The following is a 24,196-nucleotide window of genomic DNA, read 5'->3' as shown; positions in this document are numbered from 1 at the left end:
TTTGTGGTGAAGACAATCCTTACGGCCGCGGTGGCCTCAGCCTTATTAGCGGCAACTGCACACGCGGCAGTGCCTCAGCAAAACGATGTCTGGTATCAAGACGCGCAAGCGGCATTGGCGGCCGCTAAAGCTAACCCACCTATCACGGGCAAAGCCAAAAATGTGATCCTCTTTGTCGGCGACGGCATGAGCGTGGGGACAATCACCGCGGCGCGGATTTATCAGGGGCAGCAGCAAGGACAAACCGGTGAGGAAAACCGCCTTGGCATGGAAAGCCTGCCGCATGTTGCGCTAGCCAAAACCTATAACACTGACATGCAAACCCCTGACTCTGCCGGCACCGCGACGGCGATGGTCACTGGGGTGAAAACCAAAGCCGGGATCATCAGTGTTGACGATAACGTTCAGCGTGGTTTTTGCAGCACCGCCAAAGGTAACGAAGCGAAAACCTTATTTGAAATGGCGGGCGAGAAGGGCAAAGCATTAGGGTTAATCTCAACCGCCCGTTTAACCCACGCCACCCCGGCCACTACCTACGCGCACAGTGCGGATCGCAATTGGGAGAACGATAGCAAGTTACCCAACATTGCCAAAAACCAAGGCTGTACCGATATCGCCAGCCAATTTGTCGACTTTGATGCTGGGGAGGGTTTTCAGGTGGCGTTCGGCGGTGGACGGCGTGAATTTATTCCTGCCGATAGCGTCGATCCTGAGGGCAAAAAGGGCAAGCGTAAAGATGGACGCAACCTGATTGAGGCATGGCAAACCCGTCACCCTGATGGTCAATACATTTTCGATAAATCCGGTTTTGATTCCATCGATCCGGCGACCACATCACGCGTGTTTGGTTTGTTTGAAAGTAGCCACATGAAATATGAAGCGGATCGCCGTGAAAGCCAAGATGAGCCGTCATTGGCGGAAATGACCAGCAAGGCGATTGATATGCTCAGCCGCAACCAGGACGGCTATGTGATGATGGTGGAAGCCGGACGTATCGACCATGCTCACCATGCGGGTAACGCTGCGCGAGCGTTAGAAGATACGCTGGCTTACGACGATGCCATCAAAGTGGCCTTAGAGAAAACCAACTCAGAAGACACCCTGATTATTGTCACCGCCGATCATGCCCACACCATGGTGATGAACGGTTATGCGGAGCGGGGCAATCCTATTCTCGGCTTGTCACGTCAAAAAGGGCGCTTGAATCAGGATGATTTTGGTAAAACCTATACCACGATTACTTATGGCAACGGCCCGGGTGCGGTGAAAGGTGAGCGTGAAAACTTGCAAGAAGGGCAGGTGCGTAAGCTGGATTACAAACAGCAATCCTTGATTAAGCTCGGTTCGGAAACCCACTCCGGTGAAGATGTGGCCATCATGGCGCGTGGTCCAATGGCGTGGTTGTTCCAAGGGGCCGTGGAGCAAAACTACATTTTCCACGTGATTAACGAAGCCACGGATCTGGCTGATTAATCGTCTGGTGTGTCTGATGACCCGCGCTCCGGCGCGGGTTTTTTATTGCGCCGAAACGGATAAATCACCACATGCAGGGTGAGTAGCACACTGGCACTGCCGGCGGCGAATAACAATGCAATTGACTCCACTTGCCGTGGCGTGTCGGCATAGCCCCACCACCAGAGTGGCCAAAGTAGCGCGCACATGGCGGCCAGTTGTTTCATACAACGGGTACAGCGTCCCAGTTTTTGTTGCCAAATCGCGGACTGACAGTATTTGCAAGCCATGCGGTGTCTCTTGGTCGGTAATGGCGATAGCTTATTGTGGCGCAGTGGGCCGCCGGATACAAAAAAGCCCTCCAACGAGGAGGGCAAAAGGTAAGCAAGTGCTTGGGGAAGCAACAGGCAGCGCCTGTAAAGCGCCGAGTGTCGGCGAAAAGGGCAGTGGATTAGCAGCCTGGGCCGCAGTCCATGCAGTGTTTGATCATTTCAGGACCGAGTTTGAGCTTGGCATTCACATCCCGCAATGCGGTACGTACCCCCTCCTCAATCACTGGGTGATAGAAGGGCATATCTAGCATTTGCGAAATGGTCATTTGGTTTTGATGTGCCCATGCCAACAAGTGGGCCAAGTGTTCGGCGTTCGGTCCTATCATTTCGGCGCCAAGGAAACGGCCTGTGCCTTGTTCGGCATAAACGTGTAACAAGCCTTTGTTACGCAGCATTACTCGTGAGCGGCCTTGGTTTTCAAACGACACCACGCCGGTTTCGAAGCAGCCACAGGGGCCGAGACGGTCGGTAATCGCTTTGTAGCTTTCGCCCACCATTGCGATTTGTGGGTCGGAGAAAACTGCAGAGAGCTTGCTACGGCGCAATCCGGCACGGATATCTTTGCCGCGTCCGGCGTTGTCACCGGCGATACGCGCTTGGTCAGCCGCTTCGTGCAGCAACGGAATTTGGTTACTGGCGTCACCGGCAATAAAAATGTGTGGTGCCGTGGTTTGCAGGGTGTAACTATCGGCAACTGGCACGCCGCGGGCATCCACTTTGATGCTGGTCGCATCGAGGTTTAGCTTGTCGACATTGGGGCGACGACCGGTGGCGGCAACTACATAGTCGACCCAGCGCAGTTGGCTTTCGCCCTCTTTATCACGATAACGGATTTGTACCTTATCGCCTTCACGCACCATCTCTTCCACCTTGGCATCGGCGTCGAGATAAAACTCCTCGCTAAAGGTTTTATCCGCATATGCCATGATCTCTGGGTCGGTCAGCGGGCCCACTTGGCCGCCGACGCCAAACATGGTCATCTCGACCCCGAGGCGATGCAGCGCTTGTCCGAGCTCTAGGCCAATTACACCCGGGCCAAATACCGCAACTGAGTCAGGTAGATCGTCCCATTCAAAAATATCATCATTGACCACTAAACGATCGCCAAGGTGATCCCAAGCAGACGGCCAGCTTGGGCGCGAACCTGTCGCGATCACGATGCGATCAGCATGGATGGTGGTGTGATCGTCGACCATTAAGGTGTGATCATCCACAAAACGCGCATAGCCGTCGATTTTGTCTTGAGCGGGAATGTCATCGACACTTTCCAGTACAAAGCCGACAAAACGGTCACGCTCGCGTTTCACCCGATCCATCACCTCACGGCCATTAATTTCCGTGGTGCCGCCGGGGTACACACCGAAGCCGGGCGCTTTGTCGATATGATGCGCCGCTTCAGCCGCCGCAATTAACAGTTTGGAAGGCATGCAGCCAACTCGCGCACACGTGGTGCCATAGGGACCGCCTTCAATCATCACCACGTTATCCGTATGTGCTTTGGCTGCGCGATAAGCACCGAGTCCGGCAGTTCCGCCACCAATCACAGCCACATCAACCGTTAATGTTTTCATTGCTTTCTCCTGGGAAAATAACGGGCGGCGAAGAGGCCGCCCAAACAGCGGATTACTGATTTAGATAGGTGTCGAGCTCTTCACTGCCACCGATATGACGGCCACCGATAAATACTTGTGGCACGGTGGCGCGACCGCTCACCGCACGCAAAGAAACCGTGGTGGCGTCTTTACCGAGGATGATTTCTTCAAACTGAAGGCCTTCATCGATCAGGGCTTGTTTGGCCTTGGCACAGAATGGGCAGCCTGGCTTACTAAACACGGTGATCGAGTCTTGCAGTTTGTGCTCAGGGGCGATGTAGCCCAGCATGGTGTCGGCATCAGAGACCTTGAACGGGTCGCCTGGTTCGTTGGGTTCGATAAACATTTTCTCGACCACGCCGTTTTTCACCAGCATGCTGTAGCGCCATGAGCGTTTGCCAAAGCCAAGATCGTTTTTGTCGACCAGCATCCCCATGCCATCAGTGAACTCACCGTTGCCGTCAGGCAGGACATGAATGTTGTCAGCGTCTTGGTCGGCTTTCCATGCATTCATCACAAAGGTATCGTTGACGGATACACAGACAATGTCATCGACGCCGTACTGTTGGAACACCGGATACAGCTCGTTATAGCGTGGCAGGTGCGAGGATGAACAGGTTGGGGTAAATGCACCTGGCAAGCTGAATACAATCACGGTTTTGTTGGCAAAAATGTCATCGGTCGTGACGTCTTTCCATTGATCGCCTTCGCGAGTACGGAAAGTAACTTGTGGTACTGGCTGACCTTCTTTTGTTGCTGTCATGGTGATGTCCTTTTTATTCAAGTATTGATTCAAGTGAATGGGCGAGTGCTTCGCCGCGTTTTGATGGGATCAGTATTACCGATTGCAATTGATAGCTCTAATCGCTTAATGCTATGGTTTTGATAGTTATCCTCTATAGAAGAGACAAAGATGAACATTCGTGACTTGGAGTACTTGGTCGCCTTGGCCGAACATCGACATTTTCGTAAAGCGGCCGAAGCCTGCTTTGTTAGCCAGCCGACCTTAAGCGGGCAAATTCGCAAGTTGGAAGATGAGCTGGGTGTGAGTTTGTTAGAGCGAACCAGCCGTCGTGTGTTGTTCACCGATGCCGGTATGAGGTTAGTACAACAGGCACGTAACGTCTTGCGGGAAGTCACAATTTTGACCGAATTGGCCAGTGAGCAAGGGGAAAGTATGACCGGCCCTTTGCATATCGGTCTGATCCCTACGGTCGGGCCTTACCTGCTGCCTAAAATTATCCCGCTACTGCGTGATCGTTTCCCTGAGCTGGAGCTGTTTATTCACGAAGGACAGACGCAGCAGTTAGTGCAGCAACTGGAAGAGGGCAAACTCGATTGCATCATTTTGGCCTCTGTAGAAGAAACCCAGCATTTAAAAGAGCTCCCACTTTACAGTGAGCCGATGTTGCTCGCGGTCAATGAAAAGCATCGCCTCGCCGATTGTGCCGAGGTGGCGTTAGATGTATTGCAAGGCGAAACCTTGTTAATGCTCGGCGATGGCCATTGCTTACGTGACCAAGCGATGGGTTTTTGCTTTAAAGTGGGCGCGCGCGAAGATCAGCGCTTTCGTGCCACTAGCTTAGAGACCTTGCGCAACATGGTTGCGGCGGGGAGTGGGATCACCTTGTTGCCTCAATTGTCCGTGCCTGCTGATAAGCGAGATGGTGTGGTGTATATTCCGACGACCTCGCCGACGCCGTCGCGACAAATCACCCTCGACTACCGTCCTGGCTCGCCATTACGTGGCCGTTATGAGCAGTTGGCTGACGCCATCCATGAACAAATGACGGCCGTGATGAATGATCGAACTCGTCACTAGAGCGGCGCGTGACGCGTAGATAAAAAGACGCCCGCATCGTGAATGCGGGCGTCTTGATTTTATGCGGCTATTGACGATGTAACAGAGTTAAAACAGCGACTCTGTGCCTGACTCATAAATGTTGCCATCTGATTGCGATGACACATACTCGGTTGGCTCGGTGCCTTTTATAAAGTACTCGAACATCGATGTATGATCGGTTTTTCTGGTTAACAGCCCTGTTTCGCGGTCAATGCGCACTTTGACGATCCCCGGTGGCACGGTTTTATTCTGCTCAGGTACGTCCGCGAGTGCATGCTGCATAAAATCAATCCATGCTGGCTCCGCCGTTTTGGCCCCCGACTCCGCGCCGCGGATAGGCTGACGCTCGTCGCCTAAGTTTGCATTACGGGTCGTGCGACCCAGTTTACGGGAGTGATCATCAAAGCCCACCCACACAGTGGTCACAATCCCTGGGCCATAGCCGGTGTACCAGGTATCTTTGGAGTCATTGGTGGTCCCCGTTTTTCCGCCGATATCGCGTCGCTTGAGCGCTTGTGCGCGCCAGCCCGTGCCATTCCAGCCTGTCCCGTAGCGCCAATCACCGCCACCCCAGATGTTGCTTTGCATCATTTCACGTACCAAAAATGCATTTTGCTCATCAATGACTTGTTTAGCATGACGCTGTGTGGTGGTGTCGTCGTTCTCTAGCAAATTCTGCTCATTAAACGGATCGGCCTGTTCTGCTTTTTGTTCGCAGTTATCACAAATGATGGGTGGATTGGCGCGATATATTTCCTCGCCAAAGGGGGTTTCGACCCGATCAATGATAAAGGGCTCCATAAAATAGCCACCATTGGCAAACACGCTAAAGCCCTGTGCCATTTCAACCGGCGTCAAGCTTCCCGCACCAAGCGCAATGGCTTCTGCACGCGGTAAATCATCTCGTTTAAAGCCAAAGCGGGTGAGGTAATCGAGAGCGTCATCCAATCCCACCCGACGCAGGACACGTACGGCCATGACGTTTTTCGACTGTGCCAGACCAAGTCTCGCCCGCAGTGGCCCTTCATAACGTGGTGGCGAGTTTTTCGGCCGCCATGCCACGCCTTGACTGCGATCCCAGCGATTAATGGGGGCGTCGTTAATCAGGGTGGCGAGTGTCATGCCCTCATTCACTGCCGCGGAATAAATAAACGGCTTGATGCTCGAGCCCACCTGACGTACTGACTGTGTGGCACGGTTAAATTTGCTATGGACAAAATTAAATCCGCCCACCAGTGCTTTGATTGCTCCGGTTGAGGGGGACATGGAAACCAGTGCGGTATTGGTCGTCGGGACTTGGGCTAAATGCCAGCTGTTATCCACTTGGCGAATAAACACTTGTTGGCCACTGGCAAGGAATTCATCAGCGCGTTGAGGGGCCGGACCTTGACGGCTATCGGTGATATAAGGGCGCGCCCAGTCAAGTCCCTCCCAAGGCAGTTCGATTTCACGGCCATTGGGTCCGACAACCTGCGCCGATTTAGCTTGGACATCAATCACGACGGCGGGCTCTAGCGGGCCGTAGCTGGGTTGCTTGGCCAAGTGATCAACGATGCGCTGGTGTTGCCAACGTTGGCTAGGGGCTTGCCATAGCGTGGCAACTGGCCCACGGAACCCATGGCGACGGTCGTAGGCGAGAACGTTTTCTACTGCCGCCTCATTTGCGGCGCGTTGCATATCGGCATCGACGCTGGTGAAAATACGCACCCCCGAGGTATAAGCGTCTTCGCCAAACTGCTCAACGGCCCATGCGCGTGCCATTTCTGCTACATAGGGTGCGGACAGTTCAATTTCAGCCCCATGATAGCGGGCTACGATCGGCTCGTTCTTCGCTTGTTGGTACTCGGCGTTGGAAATATATCCCTCTTTAAGCATGCGCCCCAGCACCACATTCCGGCGATCGGTGGCGCGCGACAGCGAATACAAAGGGTTCATGGTGGAGGGCGCTTTGGGTAATCCGACAATCACCGCCATCTCACTCAAGGTCAGTTGATCGAGGGTTTTGCCAAAGTACACCTGGGCAGCAGCGCCAACCCCGTAAGCACGATAGCCTAAGAATACTTTGTTGAAATAGAGTTCAAGGATCTCTTCTTTGTTCAACAGCTGTTCGATATGCACGGCGATAAAAATTTCTTTTATCTTGCGCATAATGCGTTTTTCGTTAGAGAGGAAGAAGTTCCTTGCCAGCTGCTGCGTGATAGTACTGGCCCCTTGCTTGGCCGTACCTGACATCGCCACCACCACCGCGGCGCGGACAATGCCGATAGGGTCAATCCCTGGGTGTTGGTAAAAGCGACTGTCTTCTGTGGCAATCAATGCATCAATCATAGGCTGAGGGATGTCCTCGAGCATGACTGGGATGCGACGCTTTTCACCGAACTGGGAGATCAACTCACCATCGGCGCTATAGACCTGCATCGGAGTCTGCAGTTCGACACTTTTTAGTGTCGCTACATCGGGGAGGTCAGGTTTTACATACAGGTAAAACCCAAAGATTGTAGTGACTCCAAGCACTGTGCAAACCAGTGCAAAGATAAGCAAACGCTTTATGAACTTCACCTGAGATTTCCCGTTCTGTTGCCGTTGAGCCGTTCAATAATCATACGTGAGTAGTATAAAGGCACCAGCATTAAAAATAACCCGTGATGAGGCCAGTTTTGTAAATACTGACTTCACGCTGACGTTGGGAGCCTAACACGAAATGATGCGAAGTTCGGCAGTTTTAGGTATCGATATCGGCCGAGATATCATTCACGCCATTGTGGTTCGTGCACATCGACAAGGTATTCAGGTGGCAGGCCATCATCGGGTACCGTATCGCGCGACTGACGATCTCTGTGTCCCGCTTACCGAGATAAAAAAACGATTACTCGCGTGTTTACCTTGGTATCAGCGTCTACACATCTCTGTGGTGGTGGGGGTCGATGAAGAGGCTGTGATCACCAAGCAAATGACGGCGCCACTGATTGACGACGAGATTGAGCAAGAAGCTTTGATCGGCCAAAAGCTGAGTGCCGCCCTCAATATGGACATGGATACATTATATTACGACTTTGCGGTTATGAGCGGCGTGACTGTTCAGCCGGGACAAGTCTGTTATCAAGTGGTGGCATGCCGGCGTCATGCGCTCACTCCGGCCCTAGACGCGCTCAAGCGGGTCGGGTTATCGCCTACGGTGGCAGACATCAACAGCCAAGCGTTAGTCGGCGTTTATCAAGCACTCCGCCCTGTTGCGCAGGCAAACCACTGGCCATTGTGGCTGCACTATCACAGCGGCTTGCTGACTGCGATTCGTCTTTATCCTGATGGGCAAGTTTATCAGCATCGCTGCCGTTTGGGGGAGGGAGAGCGCTATGAACACCGCGAGTCAGCGGCCAACGCCTTGGTGCAGCAGCACTTTGATCAGGCTTGTCATCGAGCGCGTGAGCATAATCGACTCTTGCCCCTGAGCACGGTTTGGATTAGCGGCGCTTGGCCGGCCACGCTAGCGTCTGAGCACCTTACCATCATGCGATTCAATCCAGTGGCGATGTTGGATCAAACGGCGCCGAACATCAGCGATGATGCGTCTATTGCCTTGGGGTTAGCGCTGCGGGGAGAATATTCATGCGTATAAATCTACTCCCTTGGCGAGAAAAAGCGCGCCGCGCGCAGCGTCAAACGTTTATGGTCCATAGTGGTTTGGTACTGCTGGGTGTGGTGTTAATGGTCAGTGCCGTGAACGCGGTCCAGCAGCACTGGCTGACTGAGCAGCAGGCACGTAATCAACGCTTAACCGCAGGGGTGAACGATTTTCGTGCCACCTTACAAGCTTTTAAGCGCGAAGATAAAAAGCGTGCCGCGCTGCAATCGCGCTTACAACTGGTCAACGCGTTACAGCAACAGCGCAACAATGTCACTGCATTGCTGAATTTCATTCCAACCGTGATGCCTGAAGGGGCGTATTTGAGTCGTTTGGCGCAGCAGAAGGGGCGTGTCACGGTCGAAGGCTGGGTCACATCCAATGCGGAGATGGCAAGTCTATTGGCAGCGTTAGAGCAAAGTGCGTTAGCCACCGACGTTGATATTGACACTGTGATCACCGAATCAGGATCGCAACGCGCCAACAAACGCTTCACGTTAAGCTTCCGCTTGACCGACTACGTCACACCGCAACTCCCTAAGCCCAAAGGCGTGCAGTCATGATTAGCGCCTTTGCATGGGATTGGCAAAAACTCCCCAGTGCGCCACTCGCCACCCGCGCCATTGTTTGGGCGGTGGGCGCGATCGCGCTATCGATGCTCGCAGCTTTGCTGATTTTGCAGCCCAACCAAGAGGCGCTGGAGGCAGCGACTCAGCGCGAAGCACAACTTAAAGCCGAGTATCGGTTGTTGGCCAATCGCGTCGCCGCTCTGCCCGATGTGGAGGCACAAATGCGCGCGTTAAATCAGCAATATGCCACCTTGATTGCCCAACTGCCGGAAGAAGAAGAGCTTTCGGGATTACTCGCCGGGGTTAATGAAGTTGGGATCCGTCATCAGTTAGGTTTCAACACACTGAAGTGGCAGCCAAGAAAGCATGGTAGTTGGCTCGATGCGATCCCGATGACGGTTGTCTTGACCGGGGATTATGCCTCTATTGGTGCATTTAGCGCGGATATTGCCGCCATGACTCGCTTGGTGTCGCTGCAAGATTTTGTCTTAACCCGTACTGAGGACGATGACATTCATGCGCCCCTGCAGCTGTCGGTGTCGGCGACCACATATCGCTATACCGGTGAAGGTATTGCCACTGATAAGGAGTTCGTACAGTGAAGCGTCTTTTGGTGTTGTTATTTGGGTTGAGCTTGGTGGGCTGTGATAGATACCACAGTGATATCGAACAGTTTATGCAACAAACTCAAGCCAGTGCGCAAGTCAATGCGACCCGCATCCCCCCTTCGCCGAATTACCAATCGATAGCCTTTGTCACCGATCAGCGGGATCCCTTTGTGCTACCCGCAATCAATGTTGGTGGACAGGCTTCAACGGGCGACTGTTGGCAGCCCAATTTACAACGGCCTTTAGAGCCGCTTGAGCAATTTCCACTGGCAAGCCTTGCCATGAAAGGCAGCTTAACCAAAGGCGCACAGCAACAAGCCTTAATTGCCCGTCCTGATGGCACCATCACTCAAGTCAGTGAAGGTGCGCATTTAGGCGAAAACCGTGGCCGTGTAGTGGCCGTGAATGCAAATCAGATCGCGATTGAAGAAGCCCTGCCGGATGGGTTGGGGTGTTGGCAGCTTCGCACTGTCACCTTGTCGATGGAAGCAACTTTGCCGTAGTTAGGATACCAATATGATAATACGCCCTTACCTTTCCCGCACGTTTACGCCAAGCGTTCGCTCAGTCTGGCTCATACTACTGACACTGATACTAAGCGTTGGCTCGGCGCAGGTTGCCGCAAAGAGTACGCTGACCGATATCGCGGTGAAGCGCCTCGACAATGGTGATGCTAGCGTCTCGCTGACGTTTTCTGACGCCGCGGTAGCGGCTGACTTTCGCCAACCGACGCCTCAGCAAGTCACGTTACGCCTACCGAACGTGCAGCTTAAACCGGCACTGCTGGCGGTCCTCGATACTCGCCGTCGTCAGACGCCCGTGACTGAGATTGAAACCTTTCAGGCACCTGAGCGTGCCCGCATCGTACTGCGTGCTGAGCAGGCTGTGGATTTTGATTATCAGCAGCAAGGAAAAGTATTGACCATCCGCGTGTCTGCGGCCAGAAAAGCGCCTTCCGCGACCGCCTTAGCGCAAAAAGGGGCGGCGATCTCGATTAACTTCCAAGATATTCCGGTCCGTACCGTGTTGCAGCTGATTGCTGAGCAGAATGATTTTAACCTTGTGACCTCGGACTCGGTGCAAGGCAATATCACCATGCGCATTGATGGTGTGCCTTGGCAAGATGTATTGGATGTGATTTTGCGCGTAAAGGGGCTGGATAAACGCCAACGGGGGCAAGTGATGCTCGTTGCCCCTCGCCGAGAGCTCATGGCACAAGAAAAGCAAGCGCTCGAAATGCGTCAGCAAGCGGACGCCTTACTACCACTGAGCTCAGAAGTGCTCACGGTGAACTATGCCAAAGCGAGCGATATCGCCGCACTGATTAAAGGACAAGGCGAAGGGGTCAGTTTACTGTCGCCCAGAGGGGCGGTATCGCTTGATGAGCGAACCAATGCGTTGATCATTAAAGATAATCAAAAGAATTTAGCCCGCATTCGCACCTTGGTTCGTCACTTGGATGTGCCCGTTAAGCAAGTCGAAATTGAGGCACGTATTGTGACGGTCGAGCAAGGTTCAGTGGACGAATTAGGCGTGCGTTGGGGACTGTTGAATCGAAATGGCTCAACCACGGTTGGCCCGTCTGTGGAAGGTAATTTGATGTGGGATAGCAATGTCACCGGGCAAGGACCTGAAAGCTTAAACGATGCGGCGACAGACGGCGCAAATATTGGCGACTTCCTCAGCGTGAACCTGGCCGCTGCTAACCCCTCGGCCTCAAGCATGGCCTTGCAAGTGGCGAAGCTTGGCAATGATCTTCTGCTCGACTTGGAGCTGTCTGCGCTTGAAAGCGAAAGGAAAGCAGAAGTGGTATCGAGCCCCCGACTTATCACCACCAATAAAAAAGCGGCCTATATTGAACAAGGGACTGAGCTACCTTACCTTGAGGCGTCTTCAAGTGGTGCGGTGGCGGTGTCTTTTAAAAAAGCAGTGCTGAGTTTATCGGTGACCCCACAAATCACGCCCAACAATACGCTGGTTTTGGATTTAAAATTAACCCAAGACATGCCCGAAAAAGCCGTGGTGGCCGGGAAAGGCGAAGCGATGTCGATCAGTACCAAGCGCATTAATACCCAAGTGCTGGCGGAAAATGGTGAAACCGTGGTCTTAGGGGGGATCTTTCAGCAAACCATGATCAATAAAGAGACCCAAGTGCCGCTGCTGGGGGATATTCCGTTGGTTGGCAACCTGTTCAAGCACCAATTGAAAGACCATGCAAAACGCGAACTTCTGATCTTTGTGACCCCTAAAATCGTCACAGACTAGGTTAGGTGTTGCCAAAGGGGTCACTGTCCTGAGATAATTTTTAATCTGATCACGAAATATCTGTGAGGAATTGGCGCCTCGGGCTTTTTTCATTAAGCCTGCGGGCGGTGTTGTCTTATTTAACCGCGCGTAAAATTGCTTAAAATGGCTGAAAAACGAAACATCTTTTTGGTAGGCCCTATGGGGGCTGGTAAAAGCACAATTGGTCGTCATCTCGCTCAGCAACTTCATATGGAATTCTATGATTCTGATTCAGTGATTGAAGATCGTACTGGAGCAGACATTGCATGGGTATTTGACGTTGAGGGTGAAGAAGGTTTCCGTAAACGCGAAGAAAACGTGATAAACGACCTCACTGAAGAGCAAGGTATCGTTCTCGCGACTGGCGGTGGCTCGATCATGAGCAAAGAAAGCCGCAACCGTCTCTCTGCTCGTGGTGTTGTGGTGTATTTAGAAACCACCATCGAGAAGCAGCTGGCACGCACCCAACGCGATAAGAAACGACCATTATTACAAACTGACCAACCACGTGAAGTGCTTGAGTCGTTAGCGGAAGAGCGTAATCCTCTTTATCAAGAAATTGCTGATTATGTTGTACGTACTGACGATCAAAGTGCCAAAGTGGTGGCCAATCAAATCATGGCTCTGTTAGAGCAGCAATAACCAAACACAGGACCCGACCATGGAACGGATAGACGTTAACCTAGGGGCACGTAGCTACCCTATCTCGATCGGTGAAGGGCTGTTAGCTGATGCTAGCCTATTTGGGAGCGTCCATTCGCGTCGGGTTGCTGTCATCAGCAACGAGACAGTGATGCCGTTATACGGTGACGCACTGGTCTCAACCTTAAAACAGGCAGGCGCGGCGGATGTCGCTCGCTTGAGCCTACCCGATGGTGAGGCTTACAAGTCTTTAGAGACATTTAACACCATTAACACCTTCCTATTAGAAAACAATTACAACCGTGATGTGGTACTCGTTGCACTGGGTGGCGGTGTGATTGGTGACATCGTTGGCTTTGCCAGCGCCTGTTATCAGCGCGGGGTAGACTTTATCCAAGTGCCCACCACATTACTGGCGCAGGTGGACTCGTCGGTTGGTGGCAAAACCGCCATTAATCATCCACTGGGTAAAAACATGATTGGGGCTTTCTATCAGCCTCAAGCGGTCGTGATTGATACGCAGGTGCTTAGCTCTTTACCGCGTCGTGAATTTGCCGCGGGCATGGCCGAAGTGATTAAGTATGGCATTATTGCCGACGCGCCTTTCTTTGATTGGCTCGATAGCGAAATGGCTGCACTGACAGCGCTCTCGCCGGATGCGCTACGTTATGCGATTCGCCGCTGTTGCCAGATAAAAGCCGATGTGGTCGCACAAGATGAAACCGAGGCGGGTGTCCGTGCACTCTTAAACTTGGGTCATACGTTTGGCCATGCCATTGAGGCAGAAATGGGATACGGCAACTGGCTGCACGGTGAAGCGGTCTCAGCAGGGACGGTGTTGGCGGCTAAAACGGCACAGCAACACGGTCTGATTGAGCCAAAAACTGTGTCACGCATCACTGCCTTGCTGGAAAGTGCTGATCTTCCCATACAGGCACCCAGTGAGATGAACTACGATGCTTTTATTAAGCACATGATGCGTGATAAAAAAGTGCTTTCAGGACAGTTGCGCCTGGTTTTGCCGACAGCGATAGGCCAGGCTCAAGTGGTTGCAGATGTGCCCCATCAGTGTATTGCTGATGTGATTGATGCCGGTTAACCATTGAATGCATGACAGACACTTTTGATACCTTAACCTTGGATCTGGAAAGCCAAACCCAGCTCCTTTCTCGACTGCAATTTATTACCCGCTTTAGTGCCAACTTGATCCAAGTGACTGGGCCTGAGGGGGCGGGTAAAACCTGGCTCAGTGAGCGCTATATGGAGCAGTGGGCAGATGCCCATGTTCATGCATTATTGGCGTGCCACACCGCTCAGAGCGATGCACAGCGCCGCGCTATCTTGCTGCGGCAAATTGTTAAAGATGGGGTGTTTAACGAAGCCGACCCGCTCATTGATAGTCTCACCATGATGCTCGATGGTGGTGGGTGCGATGCCTTATTGGTGATTGATGATGCGCATCGTTTGACCCCCGGTTTGTTGTCAGAGTTGTGGGCCTTGGTACAGCACGCCCAGCACCAAGCCAATTGGCGTATCAACGTGGTGCTTTTCTCGCTACCTGGAAAGTTGAACAAGTGGCTAGGCCAGGTGTCTTACGGGCACGAGCAAAAACCCCTGGAGCTCGAAATCTCTCCCCTCAACGAGGGAGAAGCTGAGATGTTTATTGATGTGCTGGCGGTCACCCAGCGCATCGGTGGCGAGAAAAAGAAACAGTGGTTAGCCAAACTTGCCAATCAAACCGTTTACCCCGGCACCATTATGGGAAAGGACAATCAGGAGACAGGCGCTGTGAGTAAAGATAAGAAAAAGCCCGCTAAAAACAACAAACCCTTCTTAATGCTGCTCCTTGCGGTGGTATTGATGATCGTCGGCGCGGGGGTGATTTGGTGGGTATTTCCAAGCCAGCAAGGTGACGCTGCGTCAGAAGCGGTGCTTCCTGAAGGGCTCAAGAATTTAGATGATTTGCTCAGTGAACAAGAGGAGCAAGCGATCACTGATCCGCAAACCGCGACCCAAACTGGCACACAACCTAGTGCGTCTAACGCGGATGCGGGGAGCGAGACGATGACGTCGCCATCAGCCGATAATGGTGCGGTAACGGAAGATCAGGCGACCCTACCAGAGGATATTAATGGTGAAGGGCTGACTGTTGGGCGCAGTGATGAAGGGCAGCGTGTTGTGGTGCCCGATGATGTGGTCGATGCGATTATTGACGAACAAGATGCTGGAGGAGACGGCACTGACGCCGTTGATGAGCCATTAGCCAGCGAAATCAGTGAGGCGGTGCCTGCGCCTGCGGCACCACAAACCGCTGCGGATGACGTCGCGAACGCGGGTCAAACAACCGATGAGGGCGCAACGGCATCGGCTACAAATGCCGATTCAGGCAATCGCAGCCAAGACACTCTTAGCCAAAATGAGAGTGGGCGAAATGGGTTGCCTTTAGCGCCACAAGCTTTGCTCAATATCCCTGCCCAGCGTTATGCCCTGCAATTGGCCGCCCTGCAATCTCGGCAAGATGCGGTTGCCTTGATTGAGGATTATCAATTAGCTGATCGCGTGCAGGTGTACCAAACGCAGCGCAATAATGCGACTTGGTATATGGTGCTATTGGGTGACTATGCCAGTGTAACTGAGGCTCGTCGTGCTGAACTAAACTTGGCGGATAATGTCCGTGCACTGCAGCCTTTTGTGAAATCATTCAGTCAGATCCATCGCGAAATTAACCGAGCAAATGGCCAGTAAAATCCGCTGATTGATGAAGCAAAATAGGGTACAATCCGCCCCTTTTCAGACCGCAGAGATAGACTAGGGGCAATGAGAAAGCATCGCGCGTTTCTAAAGTGGGCGGGAGGTAAGTACTCACTGGTCGATGACATTCGTCGTCATCTTCCTGAGGGGAACACGCTGATAGAGCCCTTTGTTGGCGCCGGATCGGTGTTTCTCAATACCGATTATGACCACTATATCTTGGCGGACATCAATCCCGATCTGATCAACTTATACAACATTATCAAGCAAACCCCGATGCGGTTTGTGGCTGATGCGCGCGCGTTTTTTTGCCAAGAGTACAACCAAAAAGAGCGTTATTTGGATGTGCGTCGTGAGTTTAATCTCACCACGGATCCCTACTTACGCTCGTTGTTTTTCCTCTATATGAATCGTCACGGCTTCAATGGCTTGTGTCGTTACAATAAAAAGGGTGGCTTTAATGTGCCCTTTGGCTCCTACAAAAAACCTTACTTTCCGGAAAAAGAGCTCGCGGTTTTTGCCGAAAAAGCGCAACGGGCAGAGTTTGTTTGTGAAGGGTATGCGGAAAGCTTTGCCCGCGCCAAGTTAGGCGACGTGATTTACTGTGATCCGCCCTATGCGCCGCTTACCGCCACGGCGAACTTTACCACCTATGCTACCAATGGCTTTACGCTGGACGATCAAGCCTTACTGGCCGAACACGCTGAACAGGCCTCTGTCAGCCAAGGGATCCCGGTTCTTATCTCCAACCATGATACGCCTTACACGCGTCGGCTATACCGTGGCGCGTCGTTTAACGTGGTGAAAGTCAAGCGTACCATTAGCCGTAATGGACAAGGCCGGAATAAAGTGGACGAGCTACTGGCACTGTTCGACCCGCCATCGCCTACTCTGTGATGCTTCTCATCCGTCTTGGGCCATTAGGTCAACACACTGACTAACGCCAGCAAGGCAGCGACAAAGATCCCAATCATCACCACACCGGTGATGATATACGCCGCCGGCGAATCATGGCCAAAATCTCGTTCGCGATTTTGTTGCGATTGGACGCCAAACAATGCCGCGATGACGCTCTTCATAACGTCAGTGAGTCTAGGTTTGCTGTCCATGATGCCTCCTTTTTTGGCGCCTCTGTTTACTCTAGTCAAGCCACGATAACTTGTCAGTGTTAGCGAGGAGAAAACCGTGAACGGGTAAGACTTCGTGGCCAAAATCGGGTAGAATTGCGGCAACTTTTTGGTAACTGAGGCGACCGTGCTATGAAGGATTTTTTGATCGCGCCATCGATTTTATCTGCTGATTTTGCGCGACTGGGTGAAGAAGTGGACAAGGTGCTCGCCGCGGGGGCGGACGTGGTCCATTTTGATGTGATGGATAATCATTATGTCCCCAATCTCACCTTTGGTGCCCCGGTTTGTCAGGCGTTACGTGACTATGGCATTACCGCCCCCATTGATGTCCACTTGATGGTTAAACCCGTCGACAGGATTATTCCTGATTTTGCCAAAGCGGGCGCCAGCATGGTCACCTTTCATGCAGAAGCCAGTGAGCACATCGATCGTACCTTGCAGTTGATTAAAGAGCATGACATGCAAGCGGGCTTAGTCTTTAACCCGGGCACGCCGTTGCATTATCTCGATTACGTGATGGATAAGCTGGATATGATCTTGCTGATGTCGGTCAACCCAGGCTTTGGGGGGCAGTCGTTCATTCCCACCACGCTTGATAAACTCCGAGCCGTTCGACAGCGTATTGATGCCAGCGGTCGAGACATCCGTCTCGAAATCGATGGTGGCGTAAAAGCGAACAACATTGCTGAGGTTGCTGAGGCAGGCGCAGATATGTTTGTGGCGGGCTCCGCCATTTTTGGTCAGCCAGATTACAAGGCCGCCATTGATGAAATGCGTGCCGAACTGGCAAAAGTAGAAAGGTAGTTGAAGTAGTATGAGCCTGCGTTATATTGCATTTGATTTAGACGGCACCTTAGTCGATAGCGTGCCAGATTTGACCCAAGCGCTGCAGATGATGTTAGCTGATTTGGACAGACCCACAGTGAGCGTTGCGGAGGTCACCGGCTGGATTGGTAATGGTGCCGATATCATGATTCGTCGTGCATTATCGCGTGCGCATAATCACGATCCCGATTTAGACCCAGCCTTGGTGGCGCAAGCCAGAGAGCGCTTCAATTTCCATTATGAAAACAATGGGCATGAAAAGACGGTGCTGTACCCTGGGGTGAAAGACACCTTGAATCACTTACACCAGCAAGGCTATCAACTGGGGGTCGTCACCAATAAGCCCTACGCCTTTGTGCCGGCCATTTTAGCTGATTTAGGCCTGGCCGAATTATTTACCGATGTGATCGGTGGCGATAGTTTGTCGACCAGCAAGCCCGATCCTGAAGGCCTACACCTGCTGCGCGACAAGCACGGATTAACCAATGCCCAGATGTTGATGGTCGGTGATTCAAAAAATGATATTTTGGCGGCCCAGAATGCCGGATTCGCCTCCGTCGGCCTGACCTATGGCTACAACTATGGTGAGCCCATCAGTGATAGCCGACCTACCTATATCTTGGACAACTTTAGTGAGTTAGTTTCTGTGGTTGCCAACCACCCCGTATAACGCGTTTAATAAGTCAATAAGACCGCCCCCACGGGCAATATGTAAAGGAATCAAATCATCATGAGTCAACCTTCAAAACCCATTGTATTGAGTGGTGTGCAACCCTCTGGCGAGCTGAGTATTGGTAACTATCTGGGCGCGTTGCGTCAGTGGGAACAGATGCAAGATGATTATGACTGCCAATATTGCGTGGTGGATTTACATGCGATCACCGTCCACCAGGATGCTGACGCGTTACGCGAAGCCACGCTTGATGCCTTAGCGCTTTGCTTGGCGGTGGGGGTGAGCCCAGAAAAAAGTAACCTATTTGTGCAGTCACACGTGCCTGAACACGCGCAACTGAGTTGGGTACTTAACTGTTACACCCAAATGGGTGAGTTAAACCGGATGACCCAGTTCAAAGACAAGTCGCAGCGTCATGCTGAGAACATTAATGCGGGGCTGTTTGGCTATCCGGTGTTAATGGCGGCAGATATCTTGTTGTATCAAACTAACCAGGTGCCCGTTGGTCATGACCAAAAGCAACACCTGGAGTTGGCGCGCGATGTGGCGACCCGCTTTAACAACCGTTATGGCGATGTATTTGTGCTCCCAGAGCCCTACACGCCTGATGTCAATGCGCGGGTCATGAGCCTACAAGATCCGACCAAAAAAATGTCTAAATCGGACGATAATCGCAACAATGTGATTGGTTTGCTGGAAGACCCTAAAGTGATCGCGAAAAAGATTAAACGTGCGGTGACTGACTCCGAAGAGCCACCACGGGTGCGTTTCGATATTGCGCAAAAGCCAGGGGTGTCTAATCTGCTTGGACTATTGTCGGGCGCCACGGGTGAGTCGATTGACGCGCTCGAGCAAGCCTACGAGGGCAAGATGTACGGGCATTTGAAAAAGGATACGGCCGATGCGGTGGTCGCTATGCTTGAGCCGTTGCAAGCGCGTTATCACGAGTATCGTGCCGATCGCGCATTGCTTGATAGCGTGATGCAAAAAGGGGCAGCCCATGCCTCGGCGCGCGCGCAAGAGACACTGCGCAAAGTCTATGACGCGGTTGGCTTTGTTCCACGCGTGTAGCGGGTCACTAAAAGATGATAAAAGCAGCGGGTGAAAGCTCGCTGCTTTTTTTTAACATAACTGAACCAGCTTCTCACTTCTAATTACTTCATCAATAATCGCTGATTCCGGTGCGATTCATATCACGTCATATCCTGTATCTATCATGAATAATACACTCGATTTTCGAGTAAACACTCAATTACGTGAAGGAACAGGTATGAAAAAGCCAATGATGTGGTCACCGCTTGCGCTGGTAATGGCGGGGATTGCACTGCCCGCGGCGGCAAAAGCGCCACTTACCGAGAGCTACCAATGTGGGGTGACCACCCCGACCCCCATTTATGCCATTCAAGGCGATGGGGCGCGGAGCCCGCTTGTCCCGGATGGCAAATATAGCTCAGACAAAACTTATGCCGTGCAAGGGGTGGTGACGGCGGTCACTCAGGGATTGTATAAAGGGGTCTGGATTCAAGATCCGCAAGGTGATGGCAACCCTGCCACGTCTGACGGGTTGTTTGTCTATTTGCGTGACGCGCAACACTTAGCGTTGGCGCCCGGCGATACCCTTTGTGCCAGCGGTAAAATTAAAGAGTACTACGGGCATACCCAGTTAGGCGTCACGGATGGACAGGTGGCAAAAGGGCCTTACCAAGGTGATGTGCTACCCACTGCCATCCGTGTGGGGGCAGAGGAAACCCTTGATCAGGCACTGGAGCGCTATGAAGGCATGAAGGTGACCATGGACGCTGACAGTGAATTAGTGATCACCCGTAACTTTGGTTTTGACTACGATGCGTTCCGTAACAACATGGTGTTATCACATCAGGCACCTTTGTATAAACCGACACAATTGTATCCAGCATTAACACCAGGCGCTGAGGCGTTGGCAGAGAAAAATGCCCAAAACCAGCTTTATATTGAAACCGACCAGAAAGCGAAAGATGGCGAGATCCCGTACTTCCCTGGCCTTGATGCTGAGCAAGGCTATTTGCGGATTGGCGATCGCATCGAACGGTTGAGTGGTGTGCTGGGCTATAGCTACAGCCAGTATCGTCTGGTGGCGACTAACACGATCACCGCTGGGGATATTGTGCATCGCAATGACCGTCAACCGGCGCCTAAGACGGTACCAGGCACAGATATTAAGGTCGCGAGCTTTAATGTGCTTAACTACTTTACTAGCGCCAGTGCGGTCGGTGGCCCACTCAATGTGACCTGTGAAGATCAAGCCGACGCGGATGCGAGCCGTGGCTGTAACCGTGGCGCAAAAACCGCGGCTGAGTTTGAACTGCAACGCTCGAAAATCGTTAACGCATTGACGGCAATGGATGCTGATATCGTTGGGTTGATGGAGATTGAAAACAACGGCTTTGCAGCGGGTAGTGCCATTGATGATCTAGTGACTCAACTCAACGCCCAGTTTGCTGACCCCCGTGATCACTACCAATTTGTTGAACCGAGTGAGGCGGAGAAAAATCAAGGCGCTTACTTTGGCTCTGATGCCATCATGGTAGGCATGATTTATCGTCCTGCGACAGTGGCATTAGCAGGCAATGCCCAGGCTATCCCAATGCCCGAGCAGCATATCAGTGGCGAAAGCCCAGACGGAGAAACCAAGGCACTCGACAAATACCAGCGTGATAGCTTGATCCAACGCTTTATGATTAATGATCAGCCTCTTAGTGTGGTGGTGAATCACTTCAAATCAAAAGGCTCGGGCTGTTATGAAGATTGGGTTGCCGGCGAGTTTGATAGTGAAACGGCTGACCTGCAGGGCCGTTGTAATGAGTTCCGCGTCTCGGCGGCGGTGGCATTACGTGACCGATTAAACACCGTAGAGGGTGATGTCCTGATCTTAGGTGACTTGAATGCGTACGCGCAAGAAGATCCTGTTCGTGTGCTGACGGACTATCAGCGTCGCGAGGGTCAGCGTGATATTCTCACCGCTGCGGGCACGGAAATTCGTGGTGTGCCTATGCATGCGACCGGCCAACCCGTGGAAGAAGGATTGGGGTATACCAATTTGGCCACCGACTGGTTAGGGGACAAAGCCTATTCGTATTCGTTCTCTGGAGAGCTGGGTGCGTTAGATCATGCTTTGGCCAATGCCAGCTTGGCAAGCAAAGTGGTTGGCGTAGAAGAGTGGCACATTAACTCGGTAGAAAGTACGCTGTTTGAATATAGCCGCCAGTATACGGGTGATTTGGTGAAATCGAACAATGCGTTCTCATCCTCCGACCACGACCCTGTCTTGATCTCGCTTGACTACCCAGAGCCTGTGGTGCCGGTTTCTGTGACCGTGAACAATCGCAGCATTTTACCGATTGTGCCGCTGCTTAACGGACAGAAAAGCCCGGTTCATGCGTGGATGAAATGGCGCGCGACGCGCACGTTCAACCAAGCCAGCCCTTTGGTGCAATCCTTGGCGTTAAGCGCAGATGATCGTATTGCGGTTGCGGTGAAAGCCTTGGGGTTGTTCCCTGTATACTGTGGCAGTGCCCCCGCTGATACACCGATGACAGTGACATACACTGGCTTTCGCTGTCAGTTAAATCGTTAACCAATAAGCGTCGTCCCTAGCTCACGCTAGGATGACGCCCTATAAGCACTGTGTTAGCATCATGCCGGTTTTCAATCGCATGGCCGCGCACAGTGCTTCTTATCATCGATAACTACGACTCGTTTACCTACAACCTGTATCAATACTTTTGTGAATTGGGCGTATCTGTTTGCGTCAAACGCAATGATGCGATTAGCTTGGCGGAGATAGAGGCGATGGCACCCACACATATCGTGGTCTCGCCAGGCCCGTGTACCCCAGATGAGGCTGGGATCTCGCTGGCGGTGATTGAGCACTTTGCGGGAAAGATCCCCTTGTTAGGTGTCTGTCTGGGCTACCAAGCCCTAGCGCAAGTATTTGGTGCTAAGGTGATACGCGCGAGGGCAGTGATGCATGGTAAAACCTCGCCCGTTGATCACGAAGGACAAGGTGTCTTTGCGCATTTGCCAAGCCCGCTTACCGTCACGCGATATCACTCCTTAGTGGTGGATCCACACAGCTTACCTGCTTGTTTGATGGTAACAGCGACCACCACGGAGGCGGATGGACGTGAGATCATCATGGGGTTAAAACACCGAGAGCTCGCGGTGGAAGGGGTCCAATTTCATCCAGAAAGCATCCTCACCCAAGAGGGACATGCGTTACTGGCTAACTTTCTCCAGCAATAAAGCCGACAGGATAAAGGCGCGACAGTTTTAAGCGCCATTACCTCGGGGCATCCCAGTCGCGCCCGCTATTACACACTCTTGCACAAAATGGCGATCTTTATCACTAATTTTACATTTCGCGATTTTTGACTGCCTTATCAATGGCTGCAACCTTATGCAACCTGGGTGTTGTCTCCCTTCAGTCTTGCCTATTTGGCATCATAGCCTTGCTCGCTCTGCGCTTCTCTCTGCTCACAGTTTATGCATAACTATCTCTGTAAACTGCATGAGATCGGTTACCCTGCTGAAAACAAAACATAATCTGCTATTGCCGCGGTTAAAATAATGTAAATACTATGCGTCATAGATAAAACACAGAAGGATTGAGTGATGACAATGGAGCACAAAGTAGAACGTAAACTCTTCGATGAAGTCATGGTGCCATGTTACAACCCAATGCCGATGATCCCAGATCATGGTAAAGGGTCGCGCATCTGGGATCAGGAAGGTCGAGAGTATATCGATTTTGCCGGTGGTATCGCGGTGAGCTGTTTAGGCCATTGTCATCCGGTAATGGTGGATGCACTGACCGAACAAGCACAGAAGCTGTGGCACCTGAGTAATGTGATGACCAATGCCCCTGCGTTGCGCCTTGCTAAACGCCTCACCGAGCTTTCCTTTGCCGACCGCGTGTTTTACGCGAACTCAGGCGCCGAGGCGAACGAAGCCGCACTGAAACTGGCGCGTCGCTGGGCAAAAGAAGAGCACGGCGAGCACAAAAGTGAAATCATCGCGTTCACCAAAGGTTTCCACGGTCGTACCTTCTTTACCGTCACGGTAGGGGGACAGCCCGCTTATTCCGATGGCTTTGGCCCCAAGCCTGGCGATGTGACCCACCTTCCCTACAACGACATCGCCGCATTGGCTGACCATATCTCCGATCGCACCTGTGCGGTGATGATGGAGCCATTGCAAGGTGAGGGCGGCATCGTGCCACCGGAGGCAGGCTTTTTGCAGGCCGTGCGCGAGCTGTGTGATAAGCACAATGCGTTGTTGATTTTCGACGAAGTCCAAACCGGCAATGGCCGTACTGGCACCTTCTATGCCTATCAAGAATCAGGGGTCGAGCCGGACATTCTGGCGACCGCCAAATCATTAGGTGGCGGGATCCCCATTGGTGCCATGCTTACCACCGAACGTCTCGCGGCACATATGAAACCTGGCGTTCACGGCTCTACCTATGGCGGCAACCCACTGGCATGTGCCGTGGCAGAAGCGGTGGTCAATGAAGTGACCAAACCTGAAGTCTTAGACGGTGTGATTGAGCGAGAGCAATGGTTACGTGACGGTTTAGAAGCGATTAACGATAAGTACGGTATCTTCAGTGAAGTCCGTGGCAAAGGCCTGCTACTCGGTGCGGCACTGAACCAAGACTGGGAAGGCCGTGCCCGCGATATTTTGGTTGCCGCGGGTGAAGAAGGCCTGTTGGTATTAGTCGCCGGCCCAAATGTGGTGCGTTTTACCCCCTCATTGGTGATTACCAAAGCTGATATTGAAGAAGGGATGGCACGCCTAGAGCGCGCGATTGCGAAGGTCGTTGCAGGATAAGCG

Annotated in this window: 22 protein-coding genes; 17 read left to right on the top strand and 5 right to left on the bottom strand. The window is 52.3% G+C overall.

Annotated elements, in window-relative coordinates; all coding sequences use genetic code 11:
• The first annotated feature begins 6 nt into the window (after window positions 1-6).
• Window positions 7-1,473: an alkaline phosphatase gene (locus tag BZG25_RS06335; protein ID WP_108743417.1), complete on the top strand. Its 1,467-nt coding sequence runs from the start codon at window positions 7-9 to the stop codon at window positions 1,471-1,473.
• Here BZG25_RS06335 and BZG25_RS06330 read toward each other — a convergent pair.
• The 3 genes from BZG25_RS06330 to BZG25_RS06320 all read right to left on the bottom strand — a co-directional run bounded on the left by BZG25_RS06330 (window position 1,470) and on the right by BZG25_RS06320 (window position 4,139).
• The gene (locus tag BZG25_RS06330) at window positions 1,470-1,742 is read right to left on the bottom strand and encodes a DUF3624 domain-containing protein (RefSeq protein WP_046074750.1); all 273 of its coding nucleotides are present in this window, start codon (window positions 1,740-1,742) and stop codon (window positions 1,470-1,472) included. The genes BZG25_RS06335 and BZG25_RS06330 overlap by 4 nt on opposite strands.
• Window positions 1,743-1,903: 161 nt before the next feature.
• On the bottom strand, window positions 1,904-3,355 hold the full coding sequence (locus BZG25_RS06325; RefSeq protein ID WP_046074751.1) for a dihydrolipoyl dehydrogenase: 1,452 nt from the start codon (window positions 3,353-3,355) through the stop codon (window positions 1,904-1,906).
• Between the two features lie 52 nt (window positions 3,356-3,407).
• On the bottom strand, window positions 3,408-4,139 hold the full coding sequence (locus tag BZG25_RS06320) for a glutathione peroxidase (RefSeq protein WP_046074752.1): 732 nt from the start codon (window positions 4,137-4,139) through the stop codon (window positions 3,408-3,410).
• 150 nt (window positions 4,140-4,289) lie between these two features.
• On the opposite strand from BZG25_RS06320, the gene oxyR reads away from it, so the two are divergent.
• Complete coding sequence (gene oxyR / locus BZG25_RS06315) at window positions 4,290-5,198, top strand: DNA-binding transcriptional regulator OxyR (RefSeq protein ID WP_046074753.1); 909 nt, start codon at window positions 4,290-4,292, stop codon at window positions 5,196-5,198.
• Between the two features lie 87 nt (window positions 5,199-5,285).
• On the opposite strand, the gene BZG25_RS06310 is transcribed toward oxyR, so the two are convergent.
• Window positions 5,286-7,778, bottom strand: coding sequence for a penicillin-binding protein 1A (locus BZG25_RS06310; RefSeq protein WP_046074754.1), 2,493 nt, complete (start codon window positions 7,776-7,778; stop codon window positions 5,286-5,288).
• A gap of 142 nt (window positions 7,779-7,920) precedes the next feature.
• On the opposite strand from BZG25_RS06310, the gene pilM reads away from it, so the two are divergent.
• From pilM to dam, 9 genes are all read left to right on the top strand, one after another.
• Window positions 7,921-8,835 carry a pilus assembly protein PilM gene (pilM, locus tag BZG25_RS06305; RefSeq protein WP_046074755.1) on the top strand — a complete coding sequence of 305 codons (915 nt, stop codon included), beginning with the start codon at window positions 7,921-7,923 and terminating at the stop codon, window positions 8,833-8,835.
• Window positions 8,826-9,404: a PilN domain-containing protein gene (locus BZG25_RS06300; RefSeq protein ID WP_052708058.1), complete on the top strand. Its 579-nt coding sequence runs from the start codon at window positions 8,826-8,828 to the stop codon at window positions 9,402-9,404. Before pilM ends, BZG25_RS06300 begins: the two co-directional genes overlap by 10 nt.
• Window positions 9,401-10,012 carry a type 4a pilus biogenesis protein PilO gene (locus BZG25_RS06295; RefSeq protein ID WP_046074757.1) on the top strand — a complete coding sequence of 204 codons (612 nt, stop codon included), beginning with the start codon at window positions 9,401-9,403 and terminating at the stop codon, window positions 10,010-10,012. Before BZG25_RS06300 ends, BZG25_RS06295 begins: the two co-directional genes overlap by 4 nt.
• Window positions 10,009-10,521, top strand: coding sequence for a pilus assembly protein PilP (locus BZG25_RS06290; RefSeq protein WP_046074758.1), 513 nt, complete (start codon window positions 10,009-10,011; stop codon window positions 10,519-10,521). Before BZG25_RS06295 ends, BZG25_RS06290 begins: the two co-directional genes overlap by 4 nt.
• Window positions 10,522-10,534: 13 nt before the next feature.
• Window positions 10,535-12,283 (top strand): type IV pilus secretin PilQ, encoded by a 1,749-nt coding sequence (locus BZG25_RS06285; protein ID WP_077578254.1) that lies wholly within the window; start codon window positions 10,535-10,537, stop codon window positions 12,281-12,283.
• 144 nt (window positions 12,284-12,427) lie between these two features.
• On the top strand, window positions 12,428-12,946 hold the full coding sequence (gene aroK / locus BZG25_RS06280) for a shikimate kinase AroK (protein ID WP_025739049.1): 519 nt from the start codon (window positions 12,428-12,430) through the stop codon (window positions 12,944-12,946).
• 19 nt (window positions 12,947-12,965) lie between these two features.
• Window positions 12,966-14,045, top strand: coding sequence for a 3-dehydroquinate synthase (gene aroB, locus BZG25_RS06275; protein ID WP_077578255.1), 1,080 nt, complete (start codon window positions 12,966-12,968; stop codon window positions 14,043-14,045).
• Window positions 14,046-14,056: 11 nt separating this feature from the next.
• Window positions 14,057-15,691 carry an AAA family ATPase gene (locus BZG25_RS06270; RefSeq protein ID WP_077578256.1) on the top strand — a complete coding sequence of 545 codons (1,635 nt, stop codon included), beginning with the start codon at window positions 14,057-14,059 and terminating at the stop codon, window positions 15,689-15,691.
• A gap of 72 nt (window positions 15,692-15,763) precedes the next feature.
• Window positions 15,764-16,594, top strand: coding sequence for an adenine-specific DNA-methyltransferase (gene dam / locus BZG25_RS06265; RefSeq protein ID WP_046074762.1), 831 nt, complete (start codon window positions 15,764-15,766; stop codon window positions 16,592-16,594).
• Between the two features lie 23 nt (window positions 16,595-16,617).
• On the opposite strand, the gene BZG25_RS06260 is transcribed toward dam, so the two are convergent.
• Window positions 16,618-16,806 (bottom strand): DUF2970 domain-containing protein, encoded by a 189-nt coding sequence (locus BZG25_RS06260; RefSeq protein ID WP_046074763.1) that lies wholly within the window; start codon window positions 16,804-16,806, stop codon window positions 16,618-16,620.
• A gap of 150 nt (window positions 16,807-16,956) precedes the next feature.
• Here BZG25_RS06260 and rpe point away from each other — a divergent pair, with 150 nt between their 5' ends.
• The 6 genes from rpe (at window position 16,957) to BZG25_RS06230 (ending at window position 24,193) form a co-directional block, all read left to right on the top strand.
• Window positions 16,957-17,631, top strand: coding sequence for a ribulose-phosphate 3-epimerase (rpe, locus tag BZG25_RS06255; RefSeq protein ID WP_046074764.1), 675 nt, complete (start codon window positions 16,957-16,959; stop codon window positions 17,629-17,631).
• 10 nt (window positions 17,632-17,641) lie between these two features.
• Window positions 17,642-18,322, top strand: coding sequence for a phosphoglycolate phosphatase (locus tag BZG25_RS06250; RefSeq protein WP_077578257.1), 681 nt, complete (start codon window positions 17,642-17,644; stop codon window positions 18,320-18,322).
• A gap of 60 nt (window positions 18,323-18,382) precedes the next feature.
• Complete coding sequence (gene trpS / locus BZG25_RS06245) at window positions 18,383-19,396, top strand: tryptophan--tRNA ligase (RefSeq protein ID WP_077578258.1); 1,014 nt, start codon at window positions 18,383-18,385, stop codon at window positions 19,394-19,396.
• Window positions 19,397-19,595: 199 nt separating this feature from the next.
• Window positions 19,596-21,938 (top strand): ExeM/NucH family extracellular endonuclease, encoded by a 2,343-nt coding sequence (locus tag BZG25_RS06240; RefSeq protein WP_077578259.1) that lies wholly within the window; start codon window positions 19,596-19,598, stop codon window positions 21,936-21,938.
• Window positions 21,939-22,030: 92 nt separating this feature from the next.
• Complete coding sequence (locus tag BZG25_RS06235; RefSeq protein WP_077578260.1) at window positions 22,031-22,606, top strand: aminodeoxychorismate/anthranilate synthase component II; 576 nt, start codon at window positions 22,031-22,033, stop codon at window positions 22,604-22,606.
• 369 nt (window positions 22,607-22,975) lie between these two features.
• Window positions 22,976-24,193, top strand: a complete 1,218-nt coding sequence (locus BZG25_RS06230; protein ID WP_077578261.1) for an aspartate aminotransferase family protein — start codon at window positions 22,976-22,978, stop codon at window positions 24,191-24,193.
• Window positions 24,194-24,196: the final 3 nt, after the last annotated feature.

Origin of the sequence: Salinivibrio sp. ML198 (assembly GCF_001996015.1) — a bacterium.
GTDB classification, from domain to species: Bacteria; Pseudomonadota; Gammaproteobacteria; order Enterobacterales; family Vibrionaceae; genus Salinivibrio; species Salinivibrio siamensis.
The sequence above is the reverse complement of the archived record's forward strand: the minus strand, read 5'-3'. Positions and strand labels throughout refer to the sequence as shown.

Bases quoted from the DNA above. Each gene is read 5' to 3' on its own strand.
- BZG25_RS06260 (WP_046074763.1), bottom strand. From the start codon at position 16,806: ATGGACAGCAAACCTAGACTCACTGACGTTATGAAGAGCGTCATCGCG.
- BZG25_RS06240 (WP_077578259.1), top strand. From the start codon at position 19,596: ATGAAAAAGCCAATGATGTGGTCACCGCTTGCGCTGGTAATGGCGGGG.
- oxyR (WP_046074753.1), top strand. From the start codon at position 4,290: ATGAACATTCGTGACTTGGAGTACTTGGTCGCCTTGGCCGAACATCGA.
- BZG25_RS06320 (WP_046074752.1), bottom strand. From the start codon at position 4,139: ATGACAGCAACAAAAGAAGGTCAGCCAGTACCACAAGTTACTTTCCGT.
- BZG25_RS06250 (WP_077578257.1), top strand. From the start codon at position 17,642: ATGAGCCTGCGTTATATTGCATTTGATTTAGACGGCACCTTAGTCGAT.
- BZG25_RS06285 (WP_077578254.1), top strand. From the start codon at position 10,535: ATGATAATACGCCCTTACCTTTCCCGCACGTTTACGCCAAGCGTTCGC.
- rpe (WP_046074764.1), top strand. From the start codon at position 16,957: ATGAAGGATTTTTTGATCGCGCCATCGATTTTATCTGCTGATTTTGCG.
- BZG25_RS06270 (WP_077578256.1), top strand. From the start codon at position 14,057: ATGACAGACACTTTTGATACCTTAACCTTGGATCTGGAAAGCCAAACC.
- BZG25_RS06230 (WP_077578261.1), top strand. From the start codon at position 22,976: ATGACAATGGAGCACAAAGTAGAACGTAAACTCTTCGATGAAGTCATG.
- aroB (WP_077578255.1), top strand. From the start codon at position 12,966: ATGGAACGGATAGACGTTAACCTAGGGGCACGTAGCTACCCTATCTCG.
- dam (WP_046074762.1), top strand. From the start codon at position 15,764: ATGAGAAAGCATCGCGCGTTTCTAAAGTGGGCGGGAGGTAAGTACTCA.
- trpS (WP_077578258.1), top strand. From the start codon at position 18,383: ATGAGTCAACCTTCAAAACCCATTGTATTGAGTGGTGTGCAACCCTCT.
- pilM (WP_046074755.1), top strand. From the start codon at position 7,921: ATGATGCGAAGTTCGGCAGTTTTAGGTATCGATATCGGCCGAGATATC.
- aroK (WP_025739049.1), top strand. From the start codon at position 12,428: ATGGCTGAAAAACGAAACATCTTTTTGGTAGGCCCTATGGGGGCTGGT.
- BZG25_RS06300 (WP_052708058.1), top strand. From the start codon at position 8,826: ATGCGTATAAATCTACTCCCTTGGCGAGAAAAAGCGCGCCGCGCGCAG.
- BZG25_RS06295 (WP_046074757.1), top strand. From the start codon at position 9,401: ATGATTAGCGCCTTTGCATGGGATTGGCAAAAACTCCCCAGTGCGCCA.
- BZG25_RS06325 (WP_046074751.1), bottom strand. From the start codon at position 3,355: ATGAAAACATTAACGGTTGATGTGGCTGTGATTGGTGGCGGAACTGCC.
- BZG25_RS06330 (WP_046074750.1), bottom strand. From the start codon at position 1,742: ATGGCTTGCAAATACTGTCAGTCCGCGATTTGGCAACAAAAACTGGGA.